The sequence below is a fragment of the Phenylobacterium sp. LjRoot225 genome (genome assembly GCF_964252855.1).
Taxonomy (GTDB): Bacteria; Pseudomonadota; Alphaproteobacteria; order Caulobacterales; family Caulobacteraceae; genus Phenylobacterium.
On record NZ_CAXUPL020000003.1, the window covers coordinates 352,182 to 364,046 of the forward strand.

General features: G+C 68.1%; 14 protein-coding genes. 9 read left to right on the forward strand and 5 right to left on the reverse strand.

What is annotated here, in order from left to right:
* The first annotated feature begins 21 nt into the window (after positions 1-21).
* The 8 genes from ACSQ2B_RS16845 (at position 22) to ACSQ2B_RS16880 (ending at position 6,397) form a co-directional block, all read left to right on the forward strand.
* Complete coding sequence (locus ACSQ2B_RS16845) at positions 22-1,011, forward strand: adenosine kinase (RefSeq protein ID WP_436051594.1); 990 nt, start codon at positions 22-24, stop codon at positions 1,009-1,011.
* Between the two features lie 2 nt (positions 1,012-1,013).
* Positions 1,014-1,604 carry an imidazoleglycerol-phosphate dehydratase HisB gene (gene hisB / locus ACSQ2B_RS16850; protein WP_436051596.1) on the forward strand — a complete coding sequence of 197 codons (591 nt, stop codon included), beginning with the start codon at positions 1,014-1,016 and terminating at the stop codon, positions 1,602-1,604.
* Positions 1,605-1,610: 6 nt separating this feature from the next.
* Positions 1,611-2,246, forward strand: a complete 636-nt coding sequence (hisH, locus tag ACSQ2B_RS16855; RefSeq protein WP_436051597.1) for an imidazole glycerol phosphate synthase subunit HisH — start codon at positions 1,611-1,613, stop codon at positions 2,244-2,246.
* Entirely contained in the window at positions 2,243-2,965 is a 723-nt protein-coding gene (gene hisA, locus ACSQ2B_RS16860) for a 1-(5-phosphoribosyl)-5-[(5-phosphoribosylamino)methylideneamino]imidazole-4-carboxamide isomerase (RefSeq protein ID WP_436051598.1), read from the forward strand. Before hisH ends, hisA begins: the two co-directional genes overlap by 4 nt.
* Positions 2,965-3,738, forward strand: coding sequence for an imidazole glycerol phosphate synthase subunit HisF (hisF, locus tag ACSQ2B_RS16865; RefSeq protein ID WP_436051599.1), 774 nt, complete (start codon positions 2,965-2,967; stop codon positions 3,736-3,738). Before hisA ends, hisF begins: the two co-directional genes overlap by 1 nt.
* Positions 3,735-4,058 (forward strand): phosphoribosyl-ATP diphosphatase, encoded by a 324-nt coding sequence (locus tag ACSQ2B_RS16870; RefSeq protein WP_436051600.1) that lies wholly within the window; start codon positions 3,735-3,737, stop codon positions 4,056-4,058. Before hisF ends, ACSQ2B_RS16870 begins: the two co-directional genes overlap by 4 nt.
* Positions 4,059-4,223: 165 nt before the next feature.
* A complete protein-coding gene (locus tag ACSQ2B_RS16875; RefSeq protein ID WP_436051601.1) occupies positions 4,224-5,618 on the forward strand; it encodes an aromatic ring-hydroxylating oxygenase subunit alpha in 1,395 nt (464 codons plus the stop codon).
* Between the two features lie 188 nt (positions 5,619-5,806).
* Positions 5,807-6,397, forward strand: a complete 591-nt coding sequence (locus ACSQ2B_RS16880) for a hypothetical protein (RefSeq protein ID WP_436051602.1) — start codon at positions 5,807-5,809, stop codon at positions 6,395-6,397.
* A gap of 6 nt (positions 6,398-6,403) precedes the next feature.
* Here ACSQ2B_RS16880 and ACSQ2B_RS16885 read toward each other — a convergent pair whose 3' ends face one another.
* Genes ACSQ2B_RS16885 through ACSQ2B_RS16905 form a run of 5 tightly spaced genes read right to left on the reverse strand, consistent with a single transcriptional unit; the run spans position 6,404 to position 9,850 of the window.
* Positions 6,404-6,682: an HPr family phosphocarrier protein gene (locus tag ACSQ2B_RS16885; protein ID WP_436051603.1), complete on the reverse strand. Its 279-nt coding sequence runs from the start codon at positions 6,680-6,682 to the stop codon at positions 6,404-6,406.
* Positions 6,679-7,083 (reverse strand): PTS sugar transporter subunit IIA, encoded by a 405-nt coding sequence (locus ACSQ2B_RS16890; protein WP_436051604.1) that lies wholly within the window; start codon positions 7,081-7,083, stop codon positions 6,679-6,681. The genes ACSQ2B_RS16885 and ACSQ2B_RS16890 overlap by 4 nt, the downstream gene beginning before the upstream one ends.
* Before the next feature lie 52 nt (positions 7,084-7,135).
* On the reverse strand, positions 7,136-7,570 hold the full coding sequence (locus ACSQ2B_RS16895) for an HPr kinase/phosphorylase (RefSeq protein WP_436051605.1): 435 nt from the start codon (positions 7,568-7,570) through the stop codon (positions 7,136-7,138).
* The gene (locus ACSQ2B_RS16900; protein ID WP_436051606.1) at positions 7,567-9,165 is read right to left on the reverse strand and encodes a stimulus-sensing domain-containing protein; all 1,599 of its coding nucleotides are present in this window, start codon (positions 9,163-9,165) and stop codon (positions 7,567-7,569) included. Before ACSQ2B_RS16900 ends, ACSQ2B_RS16895 begins: the two co-directional genes overlap by 4 nt.
* Positions 9,134-9,850: a response regulator transcription factor gene (locus ACSQ2B_RS16905; RefSeq protein ID WP_436051607.1), complete on the reverse strand. Its 717-nt coding sequence runs from the start codon at positions 9,848-9,850 to the stop codon at positions 9,134-9,136. The genes ACSQ2B_RS16900 and ACSQ2B_RS16905 overlap by 32 nt, the downstream gene beginning before the upstream one ends.
* A 202-nt stretch (positions 9,851-10,052) precedes the next feature.
* Here ACSQ2B_RS16905 and ACSQ2B_RS16910 point away from each other — a divergent pair, with 202 nt between their 5' ends.
* Complete coding sequence (locus tag ACSQ2B_RS16910; RefSeq protein ID WP_436051608.1) at positions 10,053-11,696, forward strand: hypothetical protein; 1,644 nt, start codon at positions 10,053-10,055, stop codon at positions 11,694-11,696.
* Positions 11,697-11,865: the final 169 nt, after the last annotated feature.

The window sequence follows — 11,865 nt, forward strand, 5'->3', positions numbered from 1 at the left end:
GAATTCCCGGAAAGCCCAAGCATGACAGACCTCTACGACGTCGCCGCGATCGGCAACGCCATCGTCGACGTGATCGCTCCGGCGCAGGACGCCTTCCTTGAGGCGAACGGCCTAGCGAAGGGCGGCATGATGCTGGTCGACGAGGTCCAGTCCCAGGCGCTCTACGGCAAGATGGCGGCGGGCGTCGAGACCTCCGGGGGCTCGGCGGCCAACACCGTCGCGGGTCTCGCCAGCTTCGGCGGCGCGGGCGCCTTCCTGGGCAAGGTCGCCGACGACCAGCTCGGCCGGGTCTTCGCCCACGACATGCGCGCGATCGGGGCGCGGTTCGAGAACGCCCCCCTGGTCGGCGGGCCGGCGACGGCGGCCTGCATGATCAACGTCACGCCCGACGGCCAGCGCACCATGTGCACCTACCTGGGCGCCTCGACGGCCTTCACCGAGGCCGACGTCGACGTCGCGGTGATCGAGGGCGCCAAGATCGTCTATCTCGAAGGCTATCTGTTCGACGCCGATGCGGCGCGGCGCGCCTTCGCCAAGGCCGCAGGCCTGGCCCGCGCCTCGGGCCGGATGCTGGCGCTGACGCTGTCCGACGGCTTCGTCGTCGAGCGCCATCGCGAGGCCCTGCTCGGCTTCATCGAGACCCAGGTCGACCTCCTGTTCGCCAACGAGGTCGAGGCGACGGCGCTGTTTCAGACCGACAGCTTCGACGCCGCGACCCAGGCCCTGCGCGAGCGGGTCAAGCTCGCCGCCGTGACGCGCAGCGACAAGGGCTCGGTGATCATATCGCAGGGCGAGAGACTTACGGTCGCAGCCGAGCCTGTTGAGAAAGTCGTGGACACGACCGGCGCGGGCGACCAATACGCAGCCGGATTTATGTTTGGCCTCTCCCGGGGCCGGCCGCTGCAGGCCTGCGGTCGGCTGGCGTCCCTGGCGGCGGCCGAGGTGATTTCGCACTACGGTCCGCGCCCGCAGGTCCCGCTGAAGGACCTGGCGGCCGCCAAGGGATATTGATCATGACCCGCCAGGCGGAGGTCGTCCGCAACACCAAGGAGACGCAGATCCGCGTGCGCGTGGATCTCGACGGGACCGGTGCGTCCAAGATCTCGACCGGAATCGGCTTCTACGACCACATGCTGGAAAGCTTCGCCCGGCACGGGGGGATCGACGTCGAGATCGAGACCAAGGGCGATCTGCACATCGACATGCACCACACGGTGGAGGACACCGGGATCGTGCTCGGCCAGGCGATCGCCAAGGCGCTCGACGGCTTCAAGGGCATTCGCCGCTTCGGCCACGCCTATATCCCGATGGACGAGACCCTGACGCGCTGCGCGCTCGACCTCTCCAACCGCGCCTACCTGATCTGGCGGGTCAATTTCGTGCGGCCGAAGGTCGGCGAGATGGACACCGAGCTGTTCAAGGAATTCCACCACGCCTTCGCCATGAACCTGGGCGCCTGCGTGCACCTGGAGACCCTCTACGGCGAAAATTCGCACCATATCGCCGAGAGCGGCTTCAAGGCCCTGGCCCGGGCGCTGCGCCAGGCGGTCGAGCTCGATCCCAAGACGCAAGGCCAGGCGCCCTCCACCAAGGGCGTCCTCTAGAGCCAGATGCAAAACGTCGCCCTGATCAACTATGGGTCGGGCAACCTTCGCTCCGCCGAAAAGGCGCTGGTGAAGGCGGCCGACGGACGCGCGCACATCGTCGTCACTGACGATCCGGCGACGGTGGCTTCCGCCGACCGGGTCGTGCTGCCCGGCGTGGGCGCCTTCGCCGCCTGCATGGCGGCGCTGCAGGCGCGCCCCGGCCTGGTCGAGGGCATGACCGAAGCGGTGCAGAAGAGGGGCGCGCCCTTCCTCGGCGTCTGCGTCGGCATGCAGCTCCTGGCCACCCGCGGCCTGGAGTTCGGCGAGACCGCCGGCCTGGACTGGATCCAGGGCGAGGTGCGCAAGCTCGAGCCGAACGATCCGCACGCCAAGGTGCCGCACATGGGCTGGAACGCGCTGACGGGCGTCTCCGACCTGCCGGTGCTGGCCGACTTAAAAGACGGCCGGGCGGTGTATTTCACCCACTCCTTCGCCATATGGCCGAAGGACGAGCGGGATGTGGCGGCCTGGGTTGACCATGGCGGCCGTTTTCCCGCGGCTGTCGCGCACGGCAACGTCGTCGGCGTCCAGTTCCACCCCGAAAAGTCGCAAGACGCCGGGCTTTCCCTATTGGCGCGCTTCCTGGAGTGGCGACCGTGATCCTCTACCCCGCCATCGACCTCAAGAATGGCCAGTGCGTGCGCGTGATCCGCGGCGACCTGGATCAGGCGACGGTCTTCAATTCGAGTCCCGCCGACCAGGCCCGGGCCTGGGCCGACGCCGGCTTCCACTGGATTCACGTCGTCGACCTGAACGGCGCCGTCGAGGGCAAGGCGGTCAACGTCCCGGCCGTCGAAGCCATCCTCGGCGCGACCTCGACCCCTGTGCAGCTGGGCGGCGGCATCCGCAGCCTGGCGGACGTCGAGCGCTGGATCGAGGCCGGCGTCAGCCGGGTGATCCTGGGCACCGTCGCCGTCACTGAGCCGGACGTGGTTCGCGCGGCCGCGCGGCTGTGGCCCGAGCAGATCGCCGTCAGCGTCGACGTGCGCGCCGGCAAGGTCGCGGTGCAGGGCTGGACCGAGGACTCCGACCTCGACGCCATCACCGTCGCCAAGCGGTTCGAGGACGCCGGGGTCGGCGCCCTGATCATCACGGACATCGATCGCGACGGCACCACCATGGGCTTCAACGTCGACGCGTTCGGGGCGATCGCCGACGTCGTGGCGATCCCGGTCATCGCCGCCGGCGGCCTGGCCAGCATCCAGGACATCATCAACCTGAAGGCCCGCAAGGGCACGCCGATCGCCGGCGCCGTGCTGGGCCGCGCCCTCTACAACGGCGACATCGTCCCGGCCGAAGCCCTCGAGGTCGCCGCCTGATGCTCAAGGTCCGGGTCATCCCCTGCCTGGACGTGAAGGACGGTCGCGTCGTCAAGGGCGTGCAGTTCGTCTCCCTGCGCGACGCCGGCGATCCGGTGGAGCAGGCGAGGGCCTATGACGCCGCCGGCGCCGACGAGCTGATGTTCCTCGACATCACCGCCAGCCACGAGAACCGCGGCACCATCCTCGACGTGGTCGCCCGCACCGCCGATGTCTGTTTCATGCCGCTGTCGGTCGGCGGGGGGATCCGCACGGTCGAGGATGCGCGCCGCCTGCTGCTGGCCGGCGCCGACAAGATCTCGATCAACACCGCCGCGGTGGAGAACCGCGACCTGATCAGCGCCTGCGCCGACGCCTTCGGCAGCCAGGCGACGGTGGTGGCGATCGACGCCAAGCGCACCGAAGACGGCGGCTGGCGGGTCTTCACCTACGGCGGTCGCCGGGACACCGGCCTGAACGTGGTCGACTACGCCGCCGAGGTGGTGGCGCGCGGGGCGGGCGAGATCCTGCTGACCTCGATGGACCGGGACGGCGCCAAGATCGGCTACGACCTCGAGCTGCTGAAGTCGGTGACTGCGGCCGTCGGCGTGCCGGTGATCGCCTCGGGCGGCGCCGGAAACGCCCAGCATATGGTCGATGCGGTGGTGCAGGGCGGGGCCGACGCGGTGCTGGCCGCCTCCATCTTCCACTTCGGCGAAGTCTCGATCTCCGACGTCAAACAGGCCATGGCCGACGCCGGCCTGCCGGTCCGGCTGACGGAGCGCGCGGCGTGAGTCGGTTCGCCGAGGTGCTCGGGCGGCTGGCCGCCACCATCGAAGCCCGCAAGGGCGCGGACGCCTCGACCTCCTATACGGCCCAACTGCTCGCCGAGCCGGCCCGCGCCGCCAAGAAGCTGGGCGAGGAGGCTGTCGAAACGGTCATCGCCGCGGCTCAGGGCGACAAGGCAGGCGTGGCCTCGGAGAGCGCCGACCTGATCTACCACTGGCTGGTCGCGCTGGCGGCCTGCGGCGTCTCGTTGGACGAGGTGGCTGCAAAGCTGGAAGCGCGCGAGGGGACCTCCGGTCTCGCCGAGAAGGCTGCGCGGAAGACCTGACGGTCCGACCGACGGCGTTCCGGTCCCTCTGGGCGAACAGGTTTTTTGACAGACCCGAACAATTTACCTTCGCCGCCGCGATGGCGCCATCACTTCGATGCGATGGCCGTTGCGAACCGGCGCTAATTATACCATGCCTCAGTAAGCGAAATTACGAGGTGTCCGATGGCAGAGGGTGTTGACGCCCCATTCCGGCCAGTGCCGTTCCAGATCGTCGATCCGGAACGCATCCCCACGCCGCGCTACTACGACGAGGAGTTCTACAGGCTCGAGAACGAGCGTCTCTGGGCGCATACGTGGCAGATGGCCTGCCGGCTTGAGCAGATCCCGAACGTCGGCGACTGGATCGAATATTCGAACCTCGGCAAGTCGGTGATCGTCGTCCGCACCAAGGACGGCGTGAAGGCTTTTCACAACGCCTGTCGTCACCGCGGCGTGCAGCTCGTCAAGGGCCACGGCAGCTGCGAGATCCAGGGCTTCACCTGCCCGTTCCACGGTTGGCGCTGGAACATCGAAGGCAAGAACACCTTCGTCTACGGCAAGCACCTGTTCAGCGAGCAGCAGCTCGACCAGGAAGACTTGGCCCTGCCGGCCTGCCGGGTCGAGGAATGGCTCGGCTGCGCCTTCATCAATTACGACGACAATGCGCCGTCCGTGCGGGACTGCATCGGACCGCTCGCCGACCGCCTGGACCAGTACAACATCGACAAGATGCGCGCGGAATGGTGCTACGGCGCCGTCCTGCCGGCGAACTGGAAAGTCGCCATGGAAGCCTTCATGGAAGGCTACCACGTGATGCGCACCCACCCGCAGCTGCACGAAGCCGCCGGTCCGCTCTATCAGTCGATGTACCAGGAGCCGGCCGGCCACGCCGCGCCGATCAATCCGAAGGTCTCCACCCAGGAGAACATCAAGGCGCAGCTACGGCATATGGAGCTGCTGAGCGAGGGCATGGCGGGCATGTGCCACGCCAAGGACGTCGAGACCGCGCGCGGCCTGATGAACGTCGATCTGCCGGCGGATCAGCTCCAGGGGATGATGACCTGGTACGGCATGGTCAACGCCGAGGTCACCCGCCAGGGCCGCGAACGCGGCGAGCCGACGCCGGACCTGAATGCGCTGGCCGTTAGCCATCCGATCAAGGCGGTGGAGTTCATCTTCCCGCACTATTTCCTCCTGCCGTTCCTTTCCAGCGTCTCGGCCTACCGGATCCGGCCCCTGGGCCCCGAAAGCTGCCTGTTCGAGATCTGGTCGCTGACCCTCTTCCCCGAGGGCCAGGAGCCGGAGCCGGTGATGGATACGATCATGCTGCCCTACGACAGCAAGGAGTTCCCGCCGATCCCGCAGCAGGACTATTCGAATATTCCCGAGCAGCAGATCGGCCTGCATGCGGAGGGCTTCGAATTCATGCGCCTGTCGAAGACCATCGAGGGGCTGATCAGCAACTATCAGCAACTCATCGACGGCTACCTCAAGGGCGCCGCGCCCGAGAAGCTGGCGAAGGCGCAGCACGAGCTGGGCAGCGGCTTCGACGGCCCGATCAAGAACCTCGACCTGTAGGCAGGCAGGCGCGTCCGCGTCCGGCTGTCCCGTCTCAAGACGAAATCGCCTGCCGCGACCCTGGTCGCGGCAGGCTTTTTATTTGTCCGCGCGGCGGTCGATGGCGTCCAGCCGCTCGAGCGCGAGCTGGGCGAGCCACCCGGCCCCCTGCCTTGCCGAAGCATCCGGGCCGGCGGTATGCCTCGCTCATGAAGTTCAACATGGGCTGCGGCCACAACCATGCGCCCGGCTGGGTGAATGTCGACGCCTTTGCGGAGGCCGCCCCGGACGAGGTGTGCAATCTCGACCAGACGCCGTGGCCCTGGCCCGACAATTGCGCCGACGAGGTTCGCTTCATTCATTCGCTCGAGCACATGGGCGGGGACCCCAAGGTGTTCCTCGCCATCATGCAGGAGCTCTACCGGATCTCAGCGCCCGGCTGTCGGATCGAGATCTACGTCCCACACCCGCATCACGACTTTTTCCTGAATGATCCGACGCACGTCCGCGCGATCACGCCGAACATGCTGATGCTGTTCGACAGAGAGTTGAACGACCAGTGGAAGGCGGCCGGCGTGTCCAACTCGCCGCTGGCTCACTACACCGGCGTCGATTTCCAGATCACCTCGGTCGTCCAGGTTCCTGCGTTCGAGTATCGGGAGCTGCTGAACGCCGGCGAACTCGATGAGGCGACCTTCTATCGCTATGCGGCCGAGAGGCTGAACGTCATCGAGGAAACCCGGATCACCATGACCGCTCGCAAGCCGGCGTTCGGCGTGGAGCCGCCCGGTCGCGCCTGAGCCTCGCTATTCGTCTTCCTGGAAGCGGTCGGCGACCAGTTCGGCCAGGGCCTCGACGGCCTTGGCGGCTTCGGGGCCTTCGGCCTCGATGTCGATGCAGCAGCCGGGACCGGCGGCCAGCATCATCAGGCCCATGATCGAGCGGGCGTCGACGACCGTGCCGTCGCGGGCGACGCGGACCTCGGCGTCGAACTCCGTGGCGAGCTTGACGAATTTCGCCGAGGCGCGAGCGTGCAGCCCCCGCTTGTTGATGATCTCGACCGTGCGTGTCGCCGCGTCGCTCACTTTTCCCCGGCCAGGACGTAGGACGCGACGGAGATATACTTGCGGCCAGCCTCCTGGGCGCAGGCGACGGCCTCTTCGAGGCTCTGGCGGGTGCGTACGCTGGCGAGCTTGATCAGCATCGGCAGGTTCAGGCCGGCGATGACCTCGGCCTTGGTCTGCTCCATGACGGAGATGGCCAGGTTCGAGGGCGTGCCGCCGAACATGTCGGTCAGCAGGATGACGCCGGAGCCGGTGTTGACCCGGTTGCAGGCGTTGAGGATGTCCTGTCGGCGCTTTTCCATGTCGTCTTCCGGGCCAATACAGATGGCCTCGACCGCCGACTGTGGACCGACAACGTGCTCCATGGCGAGAACGAATTCCTCGGCGAGCCGCCCGTGGGTCACGATCACGAGCCCGATCATGCCAGTTCTCTCAAGGGGTTCCCCGACCGCTCCGCCCGCATCGCGAGCCGTGCTACATACGCCTCTGGCTGGCGACGTAAAGAGCAGTGAGCGCGCGACCCAGTTTCGCAGGGGCGGAGGCCTCAGCGTAGGGCAGGGTCAGACACGGAAGCTGCAAGGCCAGGCGTTCGACGGTTTCGGGGCCCGGCAGGCGCTCCGGGACGCCGGGCGTAACCACCAGGGCCACCTCGCAGAACAAAAGGGCGGGCTCGCCCGTCACGCCCTGTCCGCGCACCTCGATCAGGCCGGCCAGGGGCGCCGGCGCGCGGCCGAACAGCCGGCCCTGGCACATCCACAGGATCACCCGGTCGTCGGCGACCAGCCGGAAGCCGAGGTCGAGCGCCCGAAGCGCCAGATCGCTCTTGCCGCCGCCGGATGGGCCTTCGATCAGGGCGCCGCGCCAATAGCCGTCGATCCGCCGCGCGATCAGGCCGGCGTGGAGGATCACGGCTTGGCCTCCGGCAGGGTCAGGATGAACATTGCGCCCAGCACCTCGCCGTCGTCGGTGACCCGGTTCTTGGCCACGAGGGCGCCGCCGTGCGCCTCGGCGATCTGGCGGGCGATGGAGAGGCCGAGGCCGGAATTGCCGCCGAACGCCTGGCCCTTGGGCCGGGAGGTGTAGAAGCGCTGAAAGACGGTATCCAGGTTTTCCGGCGGAATCCCGGGACCGCAGTCGGTGACCGCCGCCACCAGGGTGTCGCGCACGGACGCGAGGGTGACCAGCACTTCCGTGCCCGGGGGGCTGAAGGAGCGGGCGTTGTCGATCAGGTTGCGGAAAATCTGGCCGAGCGGAACTTCGCGTCCGATCACCTTCATGGGCCTGGGCGGGTTCGGGCGCTGGTAGCCGACGGTGGCCTCGCCGGCCCGCGTGCGGGCCTCGTAGGTGCCGACGATCTCCCGGATCAGCCGGTCGAGATCGATGACCTTCGGCTGGTCGCGCGACAGCTCGGCGTCGAGCCGCGAGGCGTTGGAGATGTCGGTGACGAGCCGGTCCAGCCGCTGGACGTCGTTCTGCAGGATCGCCAGCAGGCGGGTTCGCGCGGCGGGATCGCGCACCAGGTCGAGGGTCTCCACCGCCGAGCGCAGGGAGGTGAGCGGGTTGCGGATCTCGTGGGCCACGTCGGCCGCGAAGCTCTCGATCGCATCCATCCGTTCGGACAGCGAGTGGGTCATCGCCTCCAGCGAGCGGGTCAGGTCGCCGAGCTCGTCGTCGCGCCCGGCCAGGTCGGGCAGCGAGATCGCCCGCGCCCCGGCCAGGCGCACGCGGTCGGCCGCCCGGGCCAGCCTGAGCACCGGCTGGGCGACCAGGCTGTTCAGCAGCAGCGAGGAGATCAGCATCACCGTGATGGCGATCAGGATGAAGGGGATCAGCGCCATCCGCTCGCGGGCGATGATCTCGTCGACGTCATTGGCCTCCAGGGTCAGGACGCCCAGCACCGCACGGACGTGCTGGATCGGGATCGAGACCGAGACCACCCGCTGGCCGCCTTCGGCCTTGCGCAGCTCGGCGACGTGGCGGCCGGTGAGCGCGGCGGTGATCTCCTTTTGCAGGGCCTCGCGTTCCTCCGGCGTCAGCGGCTTGCGGCGGGGACTTGCGAAGTCGAGGTCGAAGCCCTGGGCGGAGTCGCGGGACCGAGCGGGCGGCAGCTGGCGCGACTCCACCCGATCCGCCACCCAGTCGGAGTCGGCGATCAGCTTGCCGTTGACGTCGAACAGCCGGGCGCGCTGCGCCTTGGGGTTGGCGAGCAGCTGCAGCACCCGGCCGGCGTAGTCGGGATCCATCGCCGGCGTCGGCTCGCCCACGGTGGCGGCCTGGTCGATGATGGTCGCCATCAGCTCACCCTGGGTGGTGAGACTGTCGATGCGGGCGTTGACGAGCCCGCGCCGCAGCTCGTTCAGCACCAGGGCCCCGGTGATCAGGATCGCCAGGCCCAACAGGTTGAGCGCGATGATCAGCCGTCCGAGGCGGGAACCCGGCAGCCAGCGGGAGCGGTACGAACGCCGCTTCCGCTCAGGTTTCGCGGTACCGGTAGCCGACGCCATATAGGGTTTCGATCGCGTCAAACTCCGGATCCACGTCGCGGAACTTCTTGCGCATGCGCTTGATGTGGCTGTCGATGGTCCGGTCGTCGACGTACACCTGATCGTCGTAGGCGGCGTCCATCAGGTTGTCGCGGCTTTTTACGAATCCCGGCCGTTGCGCCAGCGACTGCAGCAGCAGGAACTCGGTGACCGTCAGCTTCACCGGCTTGTCTTCCCACAGGCAGTCGTGACGCGCCGGGTCGAGGGTCAGCTTGCCGCGCTTGATCGCCCGCGCCGCGCCCTCGGCGATGGCCGCCGGGCTCGTCGAGGGCTCTTCGGTCTCGACGCCGGCGCGGCGCAGCACCGCCTTCACCCGCTCGATCAGCAGGCGCTGGCTGAACGGCTTGTGCATGTAGTCGTCGGCCCCGAGGTTGAAGCCCAGGATCTCGTCGATCTCCTCGTCCTTGGAGGTGAGGATGATGACCGGCATGTCCGAGCTGCGGCGCAGTCGCCGCAGCACCTCCATGCCGTCCATCCTGGGCATCTTCACATCGAGGATCGCCAGGTCGGGGGGCTCGTTCTCCAGCGCCGCCAGTCCGGTCGCACCGTCGTAGTAAGCCTTCACGGTGTGGCCATGGCTTTCCAGCGCCAGGCTGACCGAGGCGACGATGTTCTCGTCGTCGTCCACCAGGGTGATTTTAGCCATCGTAGGTTTACGTCTCCTGCGTACGTCTGGCGAAGCTAGTCGTCGGCCGTTGTGGCCTCAATGGGGCGCCTGCCTCTCAGGATCAACTCCGCCTTAAGGCGAATGGGGCCAAGTTACCGCGCGGGGGACGCAGATGGTTGGCGCGCGGGTACATTACGAGGTCTTCGGACGAAGGAAGCCCGGCGGCGGCTGGGTTCTCGAAATGGCGACCGAAGATCGCGCCGGCGCCATTCGTACGGCTGAACACCTGATCGCCGTCGACGGTTTCGTCTCCGCCAAGGTCACCAAGGAAACGCTCAACGAGGAAACTCGCGAATTCGCGACTGTATCCATCCTCAATCTCGGCGCTCCCGACACCGCCAAGAAAAAAGAGGCGCCGAAGGAATTCGAGCCGCTCTGCGTCACCCCGCAAGACCTCTACACCCTGCATGCGCGCGAGCGCATCGGCCGGCTGCTGGACGACTGGCTCGAACGCAATCGGGCGACCCCCTTCGAGCTTTTGCACCGGCCGGACCTGGTGGAGACCCTGGAGGCCTCCGGCGGAGATTTGCAGCACGCGGTCCAGAAGCTCGCCGTGCCGGAGGCCACCGAGCGCGGCATGTCGGTGCACGAGCTGATCCGCACCTACAACAGCCTGATCGAGCGCACGGTGGAGCGCCTGATGCGCGACTGGCGCAAAGGCGTCCTGATCGACCTCTCGAAGGAGAGCTTCGCCGCCGCCGCGCAGCGGGCCCTCAAGGACGGTGATCCGAGCTATCTGCTGGGCTCCGGCATCGCCGGCGCCATCGCCCAGGCCCCCACCTGGAGCGAAAAGGTCAATCGCCTGCTCGACCTGGCCGACGCCGCGCCGGAATCCGGCCCAGGCCGCACCCTCGCGCTCTCCGTGCTCGAACAGCCGCTCGCCGAGATCCTCGGCGTCAAGCCGGGCCTCGAGGACCTGATCGGCAAGGGCCTGGACCTGGGCGGCGAGCTGGCCGCCCTGACCCGCCTGATCGCCAACGCCGCCGTCGACATGATGGTGAAGCACGACTCCAAGCTCGCCAACTTCATGCCGCCGTTGACCGGGGCGGCCGCGCGCCTGGGCGGCTGGCTGTCGGCGGAAGCCTTCGAAGAGGTCCGCACGGGTCTCGGCAAGCGCATCCTGCGCGAGCTCAACGGCCCGCGCCGCCTGCGGCCGGACGACGCCGTGGCCGAGATCGACGTCCTGCGCAGCCTGGCCATGACCCTGACGGCCGCCGCCGGCCGGCTGCTGCCGCTCGAGGACGTGCAGACGGCCTTCTCCGCCCGGTCGAAGATGCTGGTGACGGGCGATTTCGTCGACGCCTACCTGGGCAAGGGCAAGACCGCCTACGAGGAGACCGAGGCGCTCGTCTGGCTGGCCGAGAACATCATCGGCGCGGCCAACAAGCGCCAGGCCAGCCGCTGGCTCGCCGGCGCGGTCGGGGCGCTGCGCTTCGAGACCGAAATCCGCAACAGCGAGGAGCCGCCCACCGCGCGCCTCGGCAAGCTCGCCGTCCTGCAGCGCAAGGTCGGCCGTTGCGGGCTGGCGCCGGAGGATTCCGCCACCGTCCAGGGCCGGCTCGGCGAGCTGGGCGGCATGGTCGAGGGCGAGACCAAGCTTGCCGCCTCCGTGGCCCGCGCCAAGGCGCCGCCGCTCCATCGCCTGACCCTTCTGCTCCGCCTCGCCGCCGGCGAAACCGCTCCGCTTGGCCTCGCCGCCGACCGGGCGCGCGCCGAGGCGCTGAAGCTGGTCCGCCTGCCGGAAACCCGCGCCGCCCTGTCCGATGCGCCCGAACAAGTCTCGACAGTGCGCAACCTGCTGCAGCAGGCCGGCCTCGCCGCCTAGAGACCGGTTGGGCGCGGGTCGTGATGCTCCGCCTGCAAGTTGGGCGCCCAGGCGCAAACCGACCCTGTGGATGACTTAAAACCACTCTTGCAGGTAGTGGCGCCCCATCTGCTCCACGGCTTCGCCCTCAAATCGCCCGATCAGCACCGTTGCGGTAGGGGCAGGCTAT

Coding starts and splice junctions, on each gene's coding strand:
- ACSQ2B_RS16900 (WP_436051606.1), bottom strand. CDS start 9,165: ATGGCGTCGGCTACCGGTACCGCGAAACCTGAGCGGAAGCGGCGTTCG.
- ACSQ2B_RS16910 (WP_436051608.1), top strand. CDS start 10,053: ATGGCGACCGAAGATCGCGCCGGCGCCATTCGTACGGCTGAACACCTG.
- ACSQ2B_RS16890 (WP_436051604.1), bottom strand. CDS start 7,083: ATGATCGGGCTCGTGATCGTGACCCACGGGCGGCTCGCCGAGGAATTC.
- hisB (WP_436051596.1), top strand. CDS start 1,014: ATGACCCGCCAGGCGGAGGTCGTCCGCAACACCAAGGAGACGCAGATC.
- ACSQ2B_RS16875 (WP_436051601.1), top strand. CDS start 4,224: ATGGCAGAGGGTGTTGACGCCCCATTCCGGCCAGTGCCGTTCCAGATC.
- ACSQ2B_RS16905 (WP_436051607.1), bottom strand. CDS start 9,850: ATGGCTAAAATCACCCTGGTGGACGACGACGAGAACATCGTCGCCTCG.
- hisF (WP_436051599.1), top strand. CDS start 2,965: ATGCTCAAGGTCCGGGTCATCCCCTGCCTGGACGTGAAGGACGGTCGC.
- hisH (WP_436051597.1), top strand. CDS start 1,611: ATGCAAAACGTCGCCCTGATCAACTATGGGTCGGGCAACCTTCGCTCC.
- ACSQ2B_RS16880 (WP_436051602.1), top strand. CDS start 5,807: ATGAAGTTCAACATGGGCTGCGGCCACAACCATGCGCCCGGCTGGGTG.
- ACSQ2B_RS16845 (WP_436051594.1), top strand. CDS start 22: ATGACAGACCTCTACGACGTCGCCGCGATCGGCAACGCCATCGTCGAC.